General features: G+C 61.3%; 15 protein-coding genes and 1 pseudogene. 2 read left to right on the top strand and 14 right to left on the bottom strand.

Annotated features, from left to right (window positions below; translation table 11 throughout):
• Positions 1–152: 152 nt before the first annotated feature.
• Both C266_RS22935 and C266_RS22930 read right to left on the bottom strand, forming a co-directional pair.
• Positions 153–1,475 carry an MFS transporter gene (locus C266_RS22935; RefSeq protein WP_010807604.1) on the bottom strand — a complete coding sequence of 441 codons (1,323 nt, stop codon included), beginning with the start codon at positions 1,473–1,475 and terminating at the stop codon, positions 153–155.
• A gap of 318 nt (positions 1,476–1,793) precedes the next feature.
• Complete coding sequence (locus C266_RS22930; protein WP_036664227.1) at positions 1,794–2,567, bottom strand: putative hydro-lyase; 774 nt, start codon at positions 2,565–2,567, stop codon at positions 1,794–1,796.
• Positions 2,568–2,831: 264 nt separating this feature from the next.
• Between C266_RS22930 and C266_RS22925 the strand changes: the two genes are divergently transcribed.
• The gene (locus C266_RS22925) at positions 2,832–3,764 is read left to right on the top strand and encodes a LysR family transcriptional regulator (protein WP_010807606.1); all 933 of its coding nucleotides are present in this window, start codon (positions 2,832–2,834) and stop codon (positions 3,762–3,764) included.
• Between the two features lie 8 nt (positions 3,765–3,772).
• On the opposite strand, the gene C266_RS22920 is transcribed toward C266_RS22925, so the two are convergent.
• From C266_RS22920 to C266_RS22865, 12 genes and pseudogenes are all read right to left on the bottom strand, one after another.
• Positions 3,773–4,129: a cytochrome C oxidase subunit IV family protein gene (locus C266_RS22920; RefSeq protein ID WP_010807607.1), complete on the bottom strand. Its 357-nt coding sequence runs from the start codon at positions 4,127–4,129 to the stop codon at positions 3,773–3,775.
• An 8-nt stretch (positions 4,130–4,137) separates the two neighbouring features.
• On the bottom strand, positions 4,138–4,830 hold the full coding sequence (locus tag C266_RS22915) for a heme-copper oxidase subunit III family protein (protein WP_010807608.1): 693 nt from the start codon (positions 4,828–4,830) through the stop codon (positions 4,138–4,140).
• A gap of 35 nt (positions 4,831–4,865) precedes the next feature.
• Complete coding sequence (locus tag C266_RS22910; protein WP_051126517.1) at positions 4,866–5,501, bottom strand: cytochrome c oxidase subunit 3; 636 nt, start codon at positions 5,499–5,501, stop codon at positions 4,866–4,868.
• A complete protein-coding gene (gene ctaD / locus C266_RS22905; protein ID WP_010807610.1) occupies positions 5,498–7,363 on the bottom strand; it encodes a cytochrome c oxidase subunit I in 1,866 nt (621 codons plus the stop codon). Before ctaD ends, C266_RS22910 begins: the two co-directional genes overlap by 4 nt.
• A 592-nt stretch (positions 7,364–7,955) precedes the next feature.
• Positions 7,956–9,068 (bottom strand): annotated as a pseudogene (locus tag C266_RS22900) (c-type cytochrome); the annotation flags it as partial.
• A gap of 488 nt (positions 9,069–9,556) precedes the next feature.
• Positions 9,557–11,503: a nucleoside-diphosphate sugar epimerase/dehydratase gene (locus C266_RS22895; protein WP_010807612.1), complete on the bottom strand. Its 1,947-nt coding sequence runs from the start codon at positions 11,501–11,503 to the stop codon at positions 9,557–9,559.
• The gene (locus C266_RS22890; protein ID WP_246831220.1) at positions 11,496–12,419 is read right to left on the bottom strand and encodes a glycosyltransferase family 4 protein; all 924 of its coding nucleotides are present in this window, start codon (positions 12,417–12,419) and stop codon (positions 11,496–11,498) included. Before C266_RS22890 ends, C266_RS22895 begins: the two co-directional genes overlap by 8 nt.
• A gap of 343 nt (positions 12,420–12,762) precedes the next feature.
• On the bottom strand, positions 12,763–13,899 hold the full coding sequence (gene wecB, locus C266_RS22885) for a non-hydrolyzing UDP-N-acetylglucosamine 2-epimerase (RefSeq protein ID WP_010807614.1): 1,137 nt from the start codon (positions 13,897–13,899) through the stop codon (positions 12,763–12,765).
• A 4-nt stretch (positions 13,900–13,903) separates the two neighbouring features.
• On the bottom strand, positions 13,904–15,007 hold the full coding sequence (locus tag C266_RS22880) for an NAD-dependent epimerase/dehydratase family protein (RefSeq protein WP_010807615.1): 1,104 nt from the start codon (positions 15,005–15,007) through the stop codon (positions 13,904–13,906).
• The gene (locus C266_RS22875) at positions 15,004–16,038 is read right to left on the bottom strand and encodes a polysaccharide biosynthesis protein (protein ID WP_010807616.1); all 1,035 of its coding nucleotides are present in this window, start codon (positions 16,036–16,038) and stop codon (positions 15,004–15,006) included. The genes C266_RS22880 and C266_RS22875 overlap by 4 nt, the downstream gene beginning before the upstream one ends.
• Before the next feature lies 1 nt (position 16,039).
• On the bottom strand, positions 16,040–17,290 hold the full coding sequence (locus tag C266_RS22870; protein ID WP_010807617.1) for a glycosyltransferase family 4 protein: 1,251 nt from the start codon (positions 17,288–17,290) through the stop codon (positions 16,040–16,042).
• Complete coding sequence (locus C266_RS22865; RefSeq protein WP_010807618.1) at positions 17,278–18,345, bottom strand: glycosyltransferase; 1,068 nt, start codon at positions 18,343–18,345, stop codon at positions 17,278–17,280. Before C266_RS22865 ends, C266_RS22870 begins: the two co-directional genes overlap by 13 nt.
• A 459-nt stretch (positions 18,346–18,804) precedes the next feature.
• On the opposite strand from C266_RS22865, the gene C266_RS22860 reads away from it, so the two are divergent.
• Positions 18,805–19,149 (top strand): MarR family EPS-associated transcriptional regulator, encoded by a 345-nt coding sequence (locus tag C266_RS22860; RefSeq protein ID WP_036664125.1) that lies wholly within the window; start codon positions 18,805–18,807, stop codon positions 19,147–19,149.
• Positions 19,150–19,158 lie beyond the last annotated feature (9 nt).

The raw sequence follows: 19,158 nt of genomic DNA, 5'->3' as shown, positions 1-19,158 counted from the left end.
CTCCCGGCACGGGGCCCGCCCAACATCGTCGGACGGGGCCGCGCACTCACGGTTTTCGTTACCGGGGAGCGTTAGTGAAGCGTCTGATGAAATGTCATCGGACGCGGCAGCGACGGCTGCCGCGGTAGTTCATCGGCGCACACCTCGCGGTGTCATGACGCGCGCGTCTCGAGCGATTCGAGTTCGCGGCCGCGCGTCTCGGGCAAGGTGAGCGCCGCGAGGATGAGCACGCCGTAGGCGAACGCTGCGAAGATGCCGATGGTCGGACCCAGGCCGTATTGCTTCGAGAGCATGCCGATCAGGAACGGGAAGAGCGCACCGACGGCACGGCCGACGTTGTAGCAAAAGCCCTGTCCGGAACCGCGCACCCGCGTCGGGAACAGTTCAGTCAGGAAGGCGCCCATGCCGCTGAAGATGCCCGACGCGAAGAAGCCGAGCGGGAAACCGAGCCAGAACATTGCGCTGTCGGTCAGGGGCAGCGACGTGTACGAGAACGCGATCACCATCGACCCCACGGCGAACAGGATGAAGTTCGGCTTGCGGCCCAGCCGGTCGGTCAAATACGAACTGACCAGATAGCCGACCCACGAGCCGAAGATGATCATTGCGAGATAGCCGCCGGTGCCCATCACCGTGAGATGGCGCTCCGTCTTCAGATACGTCGGCAGCCACGTCGTAATGGCGTAGTAGCCACCTTGCGCCCCCGTGGTCAGCAGCGCGGCGCGAATCGTCGTCGAGAGCAGTGCCGGGCTGAAAATGGCAGCCAGGCCCGGTGCGTCTTCCGACTTCTGTTTGGCCTTCTCGTTGCGGTACACCTCGGGCTCTTGCACATAGCGACGGATGAAGAGCACGAGCAGTGCCGGCAGCAGGCCGATCAGGAACAGGGCACGCCAGGCCATCTCGGCGGGCAGCAGCGAGAACAGCACAGAGTAGAGAATCGCCGTCAGACCCCAACCGATGGCCCAGCCCGATTGCACCAGACCAACGGCCTTGCCTCGATCACGCGCGCGGATGACTTCACCGATAAGCACGGCGCCTGCCGTCCATTCGCCGCCGAAGCCGAAGCCCATGAGCGCACGCGCGGCCAGCAACTGGTGGTAGTTCTGCGCAAGACCGCAAAGCCCTGTGAAGACGGCAAACCACAGGACGGTGAGTTGCAGCGTGCGAACGCGTCCGATGCGATCCGACAGAATACCGGCCACCCAGCCGCCCAGCGCCGAAGCGAGTAGCGTGAGCGTGCCGATGAAGCCGGCGTCCGCGAGGCTGATGCCCCACGTGGCAACCAGCGTCGGGATGACGAAGCTCAGCATTTGGGTGTCCATGCCGTCGAGCATGTAACCGACCTTGCAGCTCCAGAAGGCGCGTTTTTCGCGCGGCGTGGCGTCGCCGTACCAACCGAACAGGCTGCCGCTAGCCTCGGGAGGGGCAGACGAGGCCGGTGCGGCGGGCGGCGCGAGAGGGGTTTTGCTTTCCATGAGAAATAAGACTCCGGTGATGTCCTGACTTGCGTGTGATGTCGACAAATCCGCACATGCGGTGTGCGTGTGGGATCGGCGGCGAGCCAACCCTCGCTGGCCGCCTCCCGTCTTGGCGCGATACGGGGAGAAACTTCCGCTCCCTAACGCGGTGATTGCCTGCTGCGCCCTTTTGCTTCGGCCCGGGTCGCGGCCTCGTGCGACTGCTTGATTTCCGATGCGCGGCGGCGCTTTGTTACGGGGAAGACGCGTTATGCACCCTCGCCCGCCGAGTGGTTCCCGACCCGCCGCCCCAGTGGCCGGACTCGTCTTACCTGGTTAGAACACGGCGAGCGACGCGTTCGGAATATCCGTAACAAGCATGTAGCCGGGCCGATGTGCGATGGCGAGCGGGAGCTTGGCTTCCATGAGCGCCGTCTGGGGCGTCACACCGCAGGCCCAATACACCGGCAACTCGCCGTCGCGAATGGTGACCGCATCGCCGAACTCGGGCTTGGCCAAATCTTCGATGCCCAGGGCTGACGGGTCGCCGATATGGATCGGCGCCCCATGCACGCCGGGGAAGCGGCTCGTGATCTGCACGGCACGAATGGCGTCGGCCCCCTTCATCGGGCGCATCGACACGACCAGTTCGCCGCCGAATTTTCCAGCGCGCTGATTCGCGATCTTGGTGCGGTACATCGGCACGTTGCAGCCCTCTTCCACATGACGCAGCGGGATACCCGCCTTGGCCAGCATGTCTTCGAACGAGAACGAGCAACCGATAGCGAAAACGACGAAATCGCTTTGCCAGTACTCGGCGAGGTTATCCACCTGCTTGGTGAGCTTGCCTTCACGGTAGATGTTGTAGCCCGGTACGTCGGCGCGAATGTCTACCTCGCGGCCCAGCGCCGGTACATGCCACTGCCCCGGCTCGCCCACGCCCAGCAGCGGGCAAGCCTTTGGATTGCTCTGGCAAAAGCGCAGAAAGTCGTGCGCATACGCCATCGGCAGAATAGCCAGATTGGCCTGCGCGAAGTCGCCGCAGTAACCGGCGGTCGGCCCGCGGAATTGCCCGCTGCGAACGGCCTGACGGAATTCAAAGGGCGTGATCGTGTCGCGTTGCGAGAGGAAATCGTTCGGCATGGCTCGGTGGTTCATGGCAGCTCTGGCGTCGGAGAAGAAATGCCGTTGCGGCATCGGATGGGGAAAGCATAGAAAGAAAAAAAAGTTGTCGCTAACGAGTTTTTATACGCGCCACCGTATAGAATTTCTTAACAACTTCACGGGTTTTCCCGAAGTTCGTTGCATTTCTTTTCATTGCACCGTTGGGCGTTTTGGGCACGCTCCCGTCTTGGTCCCGACACGCCGGGTCATATGAACACACGCTTTCTCGAAACCTTCGTCACGCTGGCCAAGCTGCGCAACTTTCGCGCGACGGCTGCGGCGCTGCACGCGACGCCCGCGGCGATCTCGCAACGGCTCAAAGTGTTGGAAGAGGAGTTGAAAACCGCACTCGTCGACCGCGACAGCCGTGAGTTCCGGCTCACCCCGAACGGCGAATACCTGCTGGGTTATGCGAAGGCGGTCGTGGAGGCGGCGCGGCGTCTGCAAACGGCCGCGTCGGGCGAGAGCACGATGCGCGGACGGTTGCGTCTCGGCGTGATCGAGACCGTTGTCCATAGCTGGCTGCCGCACTATTTGCGGCGATTGGCGGCCGACTACCCCACGTTGGAAGTCGAGTTGACGGTCGACGTCTCGGTGCAGTTGCAGCGACGCCTGATTGCTGACGAACTCGACCTCATCATCCGCGTGGAGGGCAGCGACGACAGCAGCGTGGTGTGCGACGCACTTGCCAATTACCCGGTGCACTGGATCGCGCGCACGGGCATGTTTCCGAACTCACGCAGCAGCCTGGCGAAGCAGGTGCTGCAACATCCGATCCTCACTTACGGGCGCGGCACGGCGCCGCATCGTGCGCTAGAGGACATTGTGGAGAAGCTGGCGGGCGTGCACGGCGTGCCGCTCTCGGAGACGCGCATCACCGGCTCGCCGTCGATTGCCGTGATCGTGCAGTTGGTTCGCGACGGGTTCGGGGTCGCGGCGATTCCGCGTCTGTTCGTCGACGATCTGATTGCGAGCGGAGAAGTCGCGGAGCTGCCGTTGCAGCCGGCGCCGCCGTCCATCGTGGTGTCGATGTCGCGGCGCGCCGACGCGCCGCTCTTCGTTCACGGTGCCGCGACCGCAGCGCGCACCGCTTGCGCCGAGTACTGCCGCAAAAGCGACCGCCGGCTGGTGGAATTGCTGTAACGGGCGGCTCAGCGGAAGTGCGCGAGCCGCGTGAGGAACGTGTAGTCCGCCTCGGCAGCCATCAGCCCCATCAACACCAGCAGTGCCAGCGGCGGAATCAGGATCGCATAGACGAGCGCGAGACGCTCCCAGCGCATGTGCATGAACACCGCCACGATAAGCCCTGCCTTGGCCACCATCAGCGCGAGTATCAGCCCCCAGCGCAGATAGCCTTGCAGGTTGGCATAGTCGACCAGATACGACAGCGTCGAGAGCACGAACAGCAGCCCCCATACCTTGAGGTAGATGCCGACCGAGTGCTGTTGCCCCTTCGCGTCTGCCCCGGAAACGGCCGTGTGCACAACCGGTGTTGTCGTGGATTCCATCGCGCCTCCTACCAGAGATAAAACAGCGCAAAGATAAACACCCAGACGAGATCGACGAAGTGCCAGTAAAGGCCCGCGATCTCGACGAGTTGATAGTTATCGCGCCGCTCGAGCGTACCGTTGAGCACTTTGCGCATCACCGTGAGCAGATAGATGACGCCCGCACTCACGTGCAGCCCGTGAAAGCCGGTAATCATGAAGAAGCACGCACCGAACTGCGCCGCGCCCATCGCATTGCCCCAGGGCCGGATGCCTTCGTGAACGATCAGGTTGGTCCACTCGAATGCCTGCATGCCGACGAAAGCGATGCCGAGATACGCCGTGGCGAGAATGCAGGCCGCCGTCTTGTCGCGGTCGCGGCGGTATGCGAAGTTCACCGCCATCGCCATGCTGCCGCTGCTGCTGATGAGCACGAAGGTCATGATGGCGATGAGCAGCAACGGCACCGGATGACCGTTCACGTTGAGCGCGAAGATCTCTGCCGGGTTCGGCCACGCGGCGGTCGTCGATATGCGCACCGTCATGTAGCCGATGAGGAAGCTGCTGAACACGAACGTGTCCGAGAGCAGGAAGATCCACATCATCGCCTTGCCCCACGGCACGTGGAACGCGGCCCGGTCTCCCGACCAGTCGGTGACAACACCGCGCCAGCCGTCAGGCGGCGGCGCAGCGCGGGGAACGGCAGACGATGACGTATTCACGATGCAACTCCTCGTGCCATGGCAAACGCATCACATCACGGACTCAACCCGCCGGTGCCGCACAAGCGCTGCGCGATCTCCGGTGTGAGGTTGACGATCGCGGCGAACAGCACGACCCACAGCACGAACAGAAAGTGCCAGTACTGCGCCGTCAGCGACAGGCGGCGGGCGCGCGTGGTGGACGTGAAGCGGCGCGGTATCAGACATGCCCACGCCACCAGCCCGCCGATCAGATGCAATGCGTGCAGACCTGTCAGCAGAAAAAAGAAGCTGTTCGCAGGATTGCCGGACACCCCGTAGCGGTGCGCCACCAGATCGCGCCAGACCCACAGTTGGCCCGCAACGAAGGCGAGCGCCAGCACGCCCGCGAGACCCCAGTCGCGCCGCGAGCGCCGCCATTCGCCGCGCCGGGCCTGCGAGGCCGACGACTGCATCACGATGCACGCGGCGCCCAGCAAGCCCGTGGTGACCCACAACGCGTTGACGGGTGGCAGCGCACGCCAGTCCCCGAGACTCATGCGCATCACGTAAGCGACGAGCATTAACGAGAACAGCATGCCGATCACGCCCATAAGCCACCAGAGCGCGATCTGCGACGCCGCGCGGCGGCGCGGCGGCGCGACGGGCACGCCTCCCGAGGGCATCGGCGGCCAGGACGGCGCGGGTCTCATGATGTAGCTCCCTTGGGCGACTCGGGTGAACCAGGCGAATCCGGTGGAGACGGCGGCAACGGCGGGGGGATGTCGCGGCGAGGCAGCGCCGCCGAATCGCCGTACACGAGCGTGGCCGGCCGGCGAGGGTCGGGCGCGAGGTTCTGCGGCACGAAGTCGTCAATATCGCCCGGCACGCTGTACTCGTAGGGCCAGCGATAGGCCACCGGCAGCACCGGCCCCCAATTGCCGTGAACCGGCGGCACGTCGGGCGTCTGCCATTCGAGCGAAGCGGCACGCCACGGATTCGCGCCCGCCGGTTTGCCGTGGCGCAGACTCCAGGCCAGATTGAACAGGAACAGGAACTGACCGGTGGCGACAATAAACGCCGCCACCGAAATGTAGGCGTTCATCGTGTGCGCCGATTCGGGAATGAAGCTGTAGTTCTGGAACTCGTAGTAGCGACGCGGCATGCCGAGCACGCCGAGGTAGTGCATCGGGAAGAAGATCGCGTAGGTGCCGAGAAACGTGATCCAGAAATGCCATTGGCCGAGACGATCGTTCAGTCGCTTGCCGGTGATCAGCGGATACCAGTGATAGATGCCGCCGAAGATCACCAGCAGCGGCGAGACGCCCATCACCATGTGAAAGTGAGCGACGACGAAGTAGGTATTCGACAACGGCATGTCCACGCTGACGTTGCCGAGGAAGAGTCCGGTAAGCCCGCCGATCACGAAGGTGCTGATGAAGCCGATGGCAAACAGCATCGGCACCGTGAGGTGAATGTCGCCGCGCCACAGCGTGAGCACCCAGTTGTAGACCTTGATGGCAGTCGGGATCGCGATGATGAGTGTGGTTGTCGCGAAGAAGAAGCCGAAATAGGGATTCATGCCGCTGATGAACATGTGGTGCGCCCAGACGACGACCGAGAGCACGCCGATGGCGAGAATCGCCCAGACCATCATGCGGTAGCCGAAGATGTTCTTGCGCGCATGCACACTGATGAGATCCGAGACGATGCCGAACGCGGGCAACGCGACGATGTACACCTCAGGATGGCCGAAGAACCAGAACAGATGCTGGAACAGCAGCGGGCTGCCGCCGCGATAGTCGAGCGGCTGCCCCATCGACACGATGGCCGGCATGAAGAAGCTCGTATGCAGGGTCTTGTCGAGCAGCATCATCACGGCGGAGACAAACAACGCGGGGAACGCGAGGAGTGCCAGCACCGTTGCCATCACGATGCCCCAGACCGTGAGCGGCATGCGCAGCAACGTCATGCCCTCGGTGCGCGCTTGCAGCACCGTCGTGACGTAATTCAGGCCCCCCATCGTCGCTGCCACGATGAAGATCGCCAGCGAGACGAGCATCAGCACGATGCCCCATTCGGTACCCGGCGTGCCCGGCAGGATCGCTTGCGGGGGATAAAGCGTCCAGCCCGCGCCTGTCGGGCCGCCCGGTACGAAGAAGCTCACCATCAGCACGATGACCGCCAGCAGGTAAACCCAGTAACTGAGCATGTTCAGGAACGGGAAGACCATGTCGCGCGCGCCGACCATCAGCGGGATCAGGTAATTGCCGAAGCCGCCGAGGAAAAGTGCCGTGAGCAGATAGATCACCATGATCATGCCGTGCATGGTGACGTACTGATAGTAGTGATTGGCGTCGATGAAGGAGAACTTGCCGGGGAAGCCCAGTTGCATGCGCATGAGGTTCGAGAGCACGAGCCCCACGAGGCCGACCGCGATGGCCGTGCACGCGTATTGCACCGCGATCACCTTGTGATCCTGACTCCAGACGTATTTCGTCCAGAAATCGTAGGAACCGCCGGGGTGTGCGCCGGCATGGGCAGCGCTGTCGGAACTGTCGGGATCTCCGGTCATGAGATGTCTCCCTGTGTTGTTGTGGGTGCGGTGGCTTCTCTCGGTTTCGTATTCCGGTGCGGCTTCTCAACGTTGCTTCTTGGTGATGCTTCTCAGCGTTGCCTGTCGGTATCGCCTCGGTCAGGTGTTTTGCCGCCTACGGGGCAGGCCGGATCATCGGCACACTCGGCTGTGACGGGCCCGACGACGGGTTACCGGACTGCCGTGGCGGGATCGCCAGCGGCGGTGCGTTGGTATTCGGGTCGTTCTGCAACGGCAGGCCGGCCGTCCCTCCCTGTCGGCGGGCGGGTTGCGACGGTCGCTGCGTACCGGCATACGGCGACGCGGAGGGCGTCAGCGGCGCGAACTGGACCGGTGGGCGGGGGGTTTGCACAGCGTCCTGCGCCAATTGAATGGTAGGCGCAGGCGTCTGCGGGGCCGCCTGCACGGACGTCGACACGAGGATGGAAGCGACAGCGGTAACAGCGGCGGTATGAAGCATGCGTGTCGGCCTATTAGCGGTAGAGACGGGCATAGGGGGCGTGGTGGCCTGCGCAGCAACAGGTGCGGCGGGCGAAGACGCCTGGGTAGCCGGCTGCGCCGGTGTCAGCCCGGGCGACGCCGCAGTGCTTAATGTCTTGATGTAAGCGATGAGCGCCTTTAGCTCGTCGTCGGTCAGATCGAGCTTCGGCATGATCGGTGCAAAGCCTTTGGGCACGCGAGCGGTTGGATTGCGAATGAAAGCGGAAAGGTACGCCTCGTCGACGTGTGCCGAACTGCCGTCCTGAAACGTCTCCGTCTTGCCGAACAGGCCGTGCCAAGTGGGTCCGACACCGGGCGCGCCGTCGACGGTGTGGCAACTGGCACATCCCTTGGCCTGCGCCAGCAACTTCCCTTTGGCGGCGAGCGGGTCAAGCATCGCCGCGCCCGCATGTTGTGCTTGCAGTGCAGCAAATGTGGGCAGTTTGGCGACCCAGGCATCGTAGGCGGGCTTGTCGTCGACGACGACCACGCCACGCATGTTCGCATGCCCCACGCCGCAGAGTTGGGCGCAAAGGATGTCGAAACGTCCGGTGCGCGTGGGGGTGAGCCACATTTGCGTGACCATGCCGGGCACCATGTTCATCCGCGTGCGGAACGGCGGGACGTAAAAATCGTGCAGGACGTCTTTTGCGCGCAGCAGCAATTTCACAGGCTCGCCGACGAGCAGATGGAGTTCCGGGGCGTCGACGATGCGATTGTCCTGATTCGCAGGGTCCTTGGGATTGAGGCCGAGCGGGTTCTCGGCGGTGACATAGCTGGGGTCGGAAGCGCCGAGACGGCCGTCCGGACCGGGCAGGCGAAAGCGCCACTGCCACTGTTGACCGACAACCTCGACGACGCGCGCATTGGCGGGGGGATCGATGAGCTTGGCATAGACGAACAGGCCGGGCGCGAGCATGGCGGCAATGCCAACGGTGGTAATGCCGATCAGCCAGCCTTCGAGACGCCGGTTATGCGGCTCGTAGGCGGCCCGATGACCGTCGCGATGGCGATAGCGGAAGATCGCCCAGGCGACGAAGAGATTCACGACAACGAAGGCTACGCCGGTGATGATCAGCGTAATGGTGAGGGTGTCGTCCATCTGGCGCCAGTTCGACGCCAGCGGGGTCAGCCACCACGGGCTCCAGAAGTGGAAGGCGAGCGCGGCGGCGACAATGACGATCAGGAGGATCGGGAGGGCCATGGCGCGCAGTGATACCAATGCGCGCGGACGCCAAAGTGCACGCCCGCCCGGCGTTTGCCGTACGAATCGTCTTGCACGATGCCGACCTCCTTGTTGTCTATCCTCCTTGCGCACCCCGCATTCGTGGCGCAATCGCTCCTCTGTGGAGCATGCACCATGAGCTTGGTGTCATTAAGGCTAGACGCTCATGCGCGCCTGTCAAGTTCTCAGCAAGCGACGTCGGTGCTGCGCCGCAACAATTCACTGCTGCCTGCGCCTCACAGGAGCAATACAATCAAGGGCGTAGCCTGGGAAGACGGTGCGCTAGAACCGTGAATTCGAATTCGCGCCATATTGCCATCCAACGCACGAGAACCGATCGTTTACCTCTCGGCGTTGACGGCTTGTGTGCCATTACCGTTCTCGACCAGTCCATAGACTTCGATGGTCGCGCAGCCCCTCCGGTAAAGTGGACTCGCCGGCCACATTCCCCCGCCAGCGGCGATCCATCAGGGGTTCGTACCACCGGCCTTCCTGCCATCGATACGATGCAAGACGGGCGGTGCGCTTACCGAGTCGAGTTCGGCCCCAGTGGCCAGCGCGATCGACATGAGCAGATCGCGTGTTGCGCCCGAATCCCGACGGTCCAGCCCGTACTCCAAACGGTTCATGAGGTTCACCAAGCGCTCGCCGACGACGCAAGGCTCGTTCGCCTTCATGATCTTGGGATGAGATGTCCCCTCCGCATTGCTGCTTGCTATCAGCAGTTCTTCGTAGAGTTTTTCGCCCGGACGTAGACCTGTGACCTCGATTTCGATATCACCGTCAGGGCAATCTGCGTCGCACACGGTGTGCCCTGCAAGACGAATCATGTTGCGCGCCAAGTCGATGATCTTCACGGGTTCGCCCATATTGAGGAGGAAGACTTCTCCGCCCTGCGCCATGCTGCCCGCCTGAATCACCAGCTCGACGGCCTCGTGAATCGACATGAAATATCGTGTGACGTCTTCATGGGTCACCGTCACGGGCCCGCCGTTCTGAATCTGCTCCTTGAACAGCGGAATCACCGACCCGCTCGACCCCAGCACATTGCCGAAGCGCACTGCGCAGAAACGCTGTCCCGTGCCGCGTTCGGCAGCAGTACGCGCGGCATCCTGCACCACCAGTTCGGCCCAGCGCTTGGTTGCACCCATCACATTCGTCGGCCGTACTGCCTTGTCCGTCGAAATCAGGACAAATGTTTCCACACCCGCCGCCAATGCGCTTTGCGCCAGCGCACGCGTGCCAAGCACGTTATTTCGAGTGCCCTCGATGACGTTGGCCTCCACCAGCGGCACATGCTTATGCGCCGCGGCGTGGTAGACCGTCTGAATGCGATTGTCTTCGATCAGGCGTCGCATGAGCGCCTCGTCCGTCACCGACCCGAGGCAAGCCTGTACCGGGATATCCACAAGACCGCGGATATGCCGCTCAATCTGATAAAGCGCATGTTCGCTCGATTCGACGAGCACCATGCGCGAAGGGTTCTGCAAAGCAATCTGCCGGCAGAGTTCCGAGCCGATCGACCCTCCGGCGCCTGAGACAAGCACGCGCTTGTCAGTAATACTGCGTCCGAGCAAAGACGGGTCGGCTGCGACCGGATCGCGTCCGAGCAGATCACCGATGTTCACTTCGCGCACCATATTCACCAGGTGGCGGCCACTCGCAATATCAACGAGCGCGGGCAAGATACGCACGTGCACCCGATGCCGCTCCAGCAAAGCCACGACTTCCCGGCGTCGAGCTGCCGACACCGACGGAAGCGTCACGATGACATCGTGAATACCGAACTGGTCGATCAGTGACCGCAAACGCTTCGGCGAGTAGACGCGAACCCCCGCGACGTCGGTGCCGTGCAGGCGCGGATCGTCGTCCAGGAAACCCGCCGGCAATAATTCCTTGCCTTGCCGCAACGATGCCGCCAGTTGGCGCCCAGCCGCGCCAGCGCCGTAAATCATCACCTGGCGCCCGCGAAAGCGCTCCTTGACCGGCTTCCAAAGTACCCAGCGCGCAAGAAACCGGCTGCCACCCAGCAGAATGAATCCGATCATCCAGTACATCAGCGGCACGGACCGGGGCATGCCTTCGTATCCGGTCATCGATGTCAGAAACGCCAACCCGGTCCAGCACAGCGCCGCCAGTGTCATAGCCCGTGCGGCAGCCCACAGCGCGTACTCCCCCACGTAGCGAATGATCGAACGGTACAGCCCGAAGACAACGAAAAACGGCAGCGCAAGCAAAGGCGCCGCCGCCAAAAGCAGTACTTGCCGGGAATTCGGTACGAAGAAATCTCCGAGACGGATCGAGTATGCCGCCCATCCCGCGAACGTCATCAGTACGATGTCCGTCACCAACATTAGCACCTGTTTGTACGGCCTCGGCATGCTCGTCAGGTGCGAACTGAAAATTTTACGCATGGTCAGGCCTCCCGGCACCGAGTTTGCTCCCCGTAACGACCAACGGAGCGTAAGCGGCCACAAGGCACGCCCAGCTTGCCTCAGGCCATGCCAACGATAGCCAGGCTAGCGGCAGCAACCAGAAAACATTCAATCCCACGAACAGAAGCGTGACACGTTTATGGGAGCCCCAGCGCCTCGAGAGTCGCTGGTACGCGTGGCTTCGATGAGCCTGCGACCATCGCTGCCCCGACGCCATCCGCCGTACCAGCGTCACGGTTGCATCCGCGACGAATGCTGCGGCGAGAATCGCCCAGGCCGAATAGGTCATCCATCCGGCACGGGTGCTGATCAGAACCAGACCGAACATGACGAACGCCAGATAAGTGCTGCCCACGTCCCCCATGAAAATCTTCGCAGGCGGCCAATTCATGCAGAGGAATCCGAACGACGCCGCCGCCAGCGCGATCATCCATTGCCAGACCGGCGTGCCAGACAAGTCGGGTTGTACATACACACCGAGTGCAGCCGCGCCGAGCAGCATGAAAATGCATTGCGTCGCAGCAATGCCGTCGATGCCATCCATGAAATTAAACAGATTGATCCACCATACATTGGTGATCGTCAGCGGCACCGCTAACCAAAGTCCCGGGATGACCCATTGCGCGCTCAGCGGTAACGCAGCCGGCGACCAATACAGCCAGATCAACGCACCGCTTGCCAGCAACTGCACGGCGAAACGGAGTTTTGCGGACACTTGTGCAACGTCGTCCCAGAAACCGACAACTGCGATCAGCAACGACAGAAGCGTCAGCCCCTGGCGGATTTCACCGTCTCCCACCCAGACGGCGGTGGCGACACCAGCCAGCACAATGCCCACCCCCCCGCCCTGTGGCGTAGGCCGTGCATGCGACGAGCGGTGGTTCGGCGCTTGCACGAGGTGCAAGCGAACCGCATGACGCCGCAAGAATACGGCGGCAACCCACGCAACTCCCGCGGCAAACAACCATAAAAATAGTCCGTGAAGCGTCATCACTCTTCTTCCAGGCATCGAGCCGGTAACGGGTGTCAGCGCTCATGTTCCGTGAGTCGGAAACGGTAATTGCGCGCCACGCCGGCCGACGCTCCCTATCGATCGTTCAGCGTCTGCGGCGTTCCCCGGCGCGACGCTATTCTCATATTAAGCCGCCGCTTCCGGCAGACGCTTATCGAGCGAAGCACGCGATCTTTCGTTCATGGCTTCGCCCGTTTAACACTATGAGCCCCCCCGACTCAGACGCTCACACCGGCTGGCGCCAAACGACACGTTGAATGTAGTCGATGTAGCTCAGAATGACGCGAGCCACTTTCTCGGAGACATTCGGGGCGTTGTAGTCGGCCACCATGCGCAGCAAACGATGGTCGTCCCGTGGCTGGCTTTCCAAAATCGCAAGTGCCTGCTTGACGCGCGCCCAACGCAGACCCGTCAACATGACGGCACCCTCTTCCATCCCCTCGGGACGCTCGTGCGCCTGGCGAATATTAAGGGCGGGGAAGTTGAGCACCGACGACTCTTCGGTAATCGTTCCGCTGTCGGACAGTACTGCGCGAGCGCGCATCTGAAGATGTACGTAATCAAAGAAGCCGAGTGGCTTCAGGAGCTCAACGCGATTGTCCAGCGTAAGGCCCGCAGCCTCGATCCGCTTGCGAGTTCGTGGGTGCGTCGAGACGATGACACGCCGATCGTATTGCGCAGCAAGTTGATTCAGTACGTCGGCCAACTGTGCAAGCTCTTCCGGTGCGTCGACATTCTCTTCGCGATGGCAGCTTACGACAAAATACTCATTCGCCTTCAACGCAAGGTCGGTCAGTACTGTCGAAGCGTCGATCGCCGGCCGGTAGTGCGTCAGAACCTCATACATCGGACTGCCAGTCTTGACGATGCGATCCGGCGAAATGCCCTCGCGCAGCAGATATTCGCGCGCGATATCGCTGTAGGGCATGTTGATATCCGACGTATGGTCGACAATCTTCCGATTAGTCTCTTCCGGAACACGCGCATCAAAACACCGGTTACCCGCTTCCATATGGAACACGGGGATATGCCTGCGCTTGGCGGAGATGGCCGCCAGACAGCTGTTCGTATCGCCCAGAATGAGTACCCCGTCCGGCGCCTCCTCGGCAAGGACAGGGTCCACCTTGGCAATCACGTTGCCGATCGTCTCGGCAACGGTCGTGCCGACCGCATCGAGAAAGTGATCCGGCTTCCGAAGTCCCAGATCATCGAAAAAAATCTGGTTCAGCTCATAGTCGTAGTTCTGGCCCGTGTGGACAAGAACGTGATCGAAGTACCGGTCGAGCGCGGCGATCACGCGCGAAAGACGGATGATCTCCGGACGGGTACCCAGGACAGTAACAATTTTCAAACGCTTGGTCATGGTCTTACACGGGCTCAGCGAAGGTATCGGGATTGGCCGGGTCGAAAATGTCGCCGGACCAGAACATCGTCAGCAAGTCCCCACTACCTGTATTGGTGATGTTGTGCGTATGCAGTGTCGGCATGTCGACATAGCATGGCGAATCGCCGGTCACGCGAAATTCAGTGACATCATCGGTCAACAGACGCCGCAAGCGGATTGTTGCCTCGCCGCTCAACACCAGGAAGCGCTCGATCTTGAAAAAATGAAAATGGTTGCCGCGGGTAATGCCGGGATGTGTCGTGGACAGAAATGCCTGCCCTTCCCGGTCGGTCTTGACGGCTTCGAACAGACTACCGCGCGCATCGGTGCGCAACGGCAACACGACAGGGTAATGCTGCGGGTAGAGATACGACCGGTAGGTGTTAAAAAGCGCCAATTCGAAGCGGTCGGCCAATACCGGGATCACGCCTTCGTCGCGATAGCGCTGCTGGAACTTCGTCAACAACGCCAGCAACTGCGTCACCGAAATCGGACGGCCAGACAATGTTTGGTCACCAGCGACGGGGTCGGCAAGAAGTGCGCCGATCGCCAACGACACTTCATGGCAATGCACGTAGTCGAAGGTCGCATCGACCTTGATCTCGGGCGTCTCCCCGTTGACGAGTTGGTGGCAAAAGGTCGCAACGACGGAATTGTAGAAGGGCCGACCGTGCTCACCGAAGACGTTCGGCAAAATCAGGTTGGTCAGTTTCGCACCGCTACGGATCGCCCATGCACGCAGCGTCTCGGCGGCAGCTCGCTTGGAGTGCCCATACGGCGTGCCACGGTAGATATGCGTCGAGTTCGAATAGATGACGTACGGCGTCGCCCCCGTCGCCTCGCAAGCGGCAACGAGCGAGTCTGCCAGACCGACATTGGTCGCCGTCACTTCCGCTTCATTGCCGCGGTTCGCGCCCGCAAGATGGACGATGACGTCACAGCGTTTGACAAATGCCTCAAGCAATTCGGTCCGCGCGAAAGTTTCCCTTCCGGCGCAAACGATCGACAGCGTCTTATCCGTGGACAGGAAGCTCCGCAGGTGCCAAGCAATGAGGCCATTGCTTCCGGTGATCCCGACTGTCTTCATGCCTTGCCCTTTGCGGCACGATGTGCATCCAACTGGTGCACCACCTCAGGCAGGCTGAGCAAGAGCGTTTCGATCTCCGGCACCGTCAGACGGCGGGTGTTATGCGAGTGGTAGTCGTCGGTACTTGCCTCGACGACCGAACCTTCGGTAAAGAACTTTCCGTAGTTGAGATCGCGGCCGTCCATCGGTACGCGATAGTAGTCGCCAAGATCGTCCGCCCGCACAAGTTCCTCGCGGGTCGCCAGCGTCTCGTAGACCTTTTCGCCGTGGCGCGTGCCGATTTGCGCCACCGGATTGTCTGCGCCAAACAGGTTCTTGAGCGCCGTCACGAGATCAATCACCGTACAGGCCGGCGCCTTCTTGATGAAGATGTCACCGGAGCGCGAATGCTCAAACGCGAAAAGCACCAGATCAAGCGCATCGCGCAACGGCAACAGGAAGCGGGTCATTTCTCCGTCGGTAATCGTCAGCGGCTTGCCATCGCGAATCTGCTGAATAAACAGCGGAATGACGGAACCGCGCGAATACATTACATTGCCATATCGAACGCAGGAGATCGTGGTCTTGCCGCTGTCGCGGGACGCGGCCAGCGCCGCCTTCTCCATCAACGCCTTGGTCATGCCCATGGCGTTTACGGGGTAGACCGCCTTGTCGGTGCTGAGGCACACCAATTTGTCGACGCCGTGCCGGATCGCCGAGCGAATCACGTTCTCGCTGCCGACAACATTGGTCTTGACCGCTTGAATCGGGAAGAACTCGCATGACGGCACTTGCTTCAGTGCGGCGGCGTGGAACACCAGGTCTGCGCCCTCAATGGCGCCGTCGATACTGGCTTCATCACGGATATCCCCAAGATAGAACTTCACCCGCGGGTCGTTCAGTTCGATCCGCATGAGTTCTTGCTTGAGTTCGTCGCGACTGAACACGCGAATTTCGCCGCAGCCTTGTTCGCGCAGGTAATTACATACGGTGCGCCCGAACGAACCGGTTCCGCCAGTGATCAGGGCCGTTTTATCTTTGAAGGGACTCATTTTATATACGTTCATTTTCAGTTGATGCTTTACGGCCACCTTGAGCCAAGGCATGCATCCAACCGCAAAGTCGGTCAAGTAGCATGTTACGCTCGAAATGAGTGCCGAAATAGCGTCGGCCGTTCTGGCCAAGTTCAGCGCGCTGCGTTTCGTTCATGGCGGCGAGAGACAGCACCGACCGAGCCAAGCCTTCCGCGTCTCCTGCATCACACACCAACCCGGCGCCGGACTCCTTGACCAAGCGCGCGCCCTCGCCGTCGAGCGCCGCAACAACCGGCTTGCCGAACGAGAGGTAGGACTGCAACTTGCCAGGAATCGTCAGCGCGAATACCGGGTCGCGCTTGAGCGTAACCAGCAATGCGTCGGCCTGTGCGAAAAAGGCAGGCATCGTATCTAGCGGGTGCCGCCCAAGCAGCGCCACATTGCTCAGACCGCGGCGCGACACTTCCGATGCCACCCAAGCCGACCGGCGGCCGTCGCCCACAATGGCCCAGGTGATGCGTGGCTCGTGTGCCGTGAGCGCGGCCGCATCGAGAATCGTACCGAAGTCCTGCGCATCCCCGACATTGCCGGCAAACATCACTTTGAACTCACCGGGCACCGTCACGGGTGGCCCCGCAGCGTCGCCGTTCGATGCCGAAAACAGGGACTCTGCTGTCGTCGGGAAGTAGTCGACGCGCTCCGCAGGCACGCCCCGGGATACCACGGACTCGACAAACCCGCGCGATTGAACGAGCACTTGATCGCAATGCCGGTAGATAAAGCGCACCAGTCCGTCAGCCAGACGCGCCGCCCAGCGCGATCGCGTCACGCCAATCGCTTCAAGCGTTTCCGGCCAGAGATCGAGAATCTGCAATTGCATCGGGGCGCGCTTGAGAGCGCGCAACATCATAGCGGGCAACGCCACCGTGATCGGCGATGTTCCATAGACGAAGATGACGTCGTACTTGCCACGGCAGAACCAGGGCGCCAGGAGGCATCCGGAGACAACAAAGGACAGATAGTTCATCGCAAGATGACGCCCCCGACCTTCAAACCTGGGCACGATCGGCACGCGGAAAACCGGGATGCCATCGTATGTTTCCCGCCAAGGCTTGAACCAGCCGTAGCCCTTGAATAGCTTTCCCGCAGGATAATTCGGCCGGCCAGTCAGGACCTCGACATCGTGACCCCGCTCCCGAAGCCCGGACGCCAGGTCGTTGATGCGGAAATTTTCCGGCCAGAAATACTGGCTGACGATCAGGACTCGCAAGATAGTTTGCCCTTTTTAACGATGCAATTCATAAATTCGGAGGCATCGCGCAATGGCAATGAAAGCTCTTGATTACCGCAGAAGCGCTTGACTGCGCGCGCTATCGAATACGGCGAATAGGGATCGAACGCGGCCTCGGGATCGAGCACATCGCGAACATAGTCGAGCTCAGAAGCGAGCACGGGCAACCCGGCTTGTCTGGCCTCGATCAATGGTAAGCCAAACGATTCCAGCGTGGACGGGAAGATCAGTGCGTCAGCGTCTGCGTACAATGCGCGCACTTCGCTGTGCGGCACATGGCCGAGATTCGTGACATGAAGCCCATGGCGGGCGCGCATAGCATCGATGTCGCCGCACAAGTCGGCGAATCGCGTAGCGTCCAGCGTGACCTGCAGGCTCGGAAACAGTCCTTCTTCGGCCAACAGGCACCAGGCCTGTAGCAATGTACGATGGTTTTTGTGCGGCTCGCCTGATGACACGTAGACGAAACGCCCTTGGCAAGCGGTTCGAGCGGTGACGCCGGCGCCAATGCTGCGCGAGTAGTGCCGCTTATCGGTAACAAACGGCAGAACATGCGCCAGCGGCTGTCCATGCGTTTTCTCGTCAAGCAACCGCTTCATGGTAGGCGTCTGCACGATGAATTCATCGACGTTACCGATACGTCCTGAAAGCCATCTGCGCTCAACGGAGATACGCAAACGGTCTTTGAGCGAGAAGTTGTCCAAGGGGGTCTCGTCGATCAGGTAGCGATTTTGCAGAAAGACGCGCACCCAGCCGTGCAGCTTGAACAAGGGAGGCAAGTTGCCAAAGCAGAGCACGACGTCGCCGCTGCCCGTATTGGCGGCCAACCACCGCTCGGCACGCAGGCGTGCCATCGGCGTAGGTTTGACGCGCACGATATCGATGCCTCGCACCGCACCTTCCGCCAGCGCCATACGGCTGTCCAGCAACGCTGTGATCGGACCTCCAGGGGCTTGCCGGAGCAGCGCGTCGAGCAATGTTCGGCCACCGCCCTGGTGGACGTTCGTGGCGTGGATGATCAACTTGCTGGACATAGGTATCGGTGTCGAATCCGGCCAATGTCGTCGGATTGCCTGTCGGACGGTAAGGGAAAAGCAAGCGGATGGCGCACGGCGGCTTCAGCGGGCGGTGTTATGAATGGGACCAGCGCAGAGCAACATCGCCATCATGGCGATCGATCGCATCTTCCGGGATAGGTCGGCGGACGGTGGTTCGGCAATATCAATCGGGCAAACGAAGCAGGATTGTAAAACACCTCGGATCGCGGGACGTTGCGTATGCGCAACCCTCAGCATCTCGGCACCGCGCGTTTTGGCCGACGAACGGCAATGTTGCCGCGCGTCCTTTACCCGGCGGTTGACACGTCTGACAAGTCATGGTCGAATCCCGGGAGTTCAATGGTTGAACGCTGACGGCGGTTCGACTCACCCCAGGTAGAGGCCGATGTCGCAAGCGATTATTTCTGGCGCTTGCCACTATATTTCCCTTCGGATATGGACGAGATTCACTACCGAATACTGCGATTATTAGCCGAAAACCCTACCATCTCTCAAAGAGAGCTTGCCAGAGTTCTCGGCGTGAGCTTGGGTAAGGCCAATTACTGCTTGCGCGGCCTGCTGGGGAAGAGTTGGGTAAAAGTACAGAACTTCCACAACAGTGAAAACAAACGCGCGTACGCATACTTGTTGACGCCCGCAGGCATCGAGGCCAAGGCCAAGCTGACGTTGTCCTATTTACGTCGGAAGCAAGCGGAATACGAGGCGATGCGCCGCGAAATCGATGCGTTGCAAGAGGAAGTCGACGCATCCGGCGACCTCGGTGCCGAAGTGAGAGCTTAATCGGTGAGG

The sequence above is a fragment of the Pandoraea sp. SD6-2 genome, from assembly GCF_000389825.1.
GTDB lineage: Bacteria > Pseudomonadota > Gammaproteobacteria > Burkholderiales > Burkholderiaceae > Pandoraea > Pandoraea communis.
This window is presented reverse-complemented; position numbering and strand designations above follow the sequence as displayed.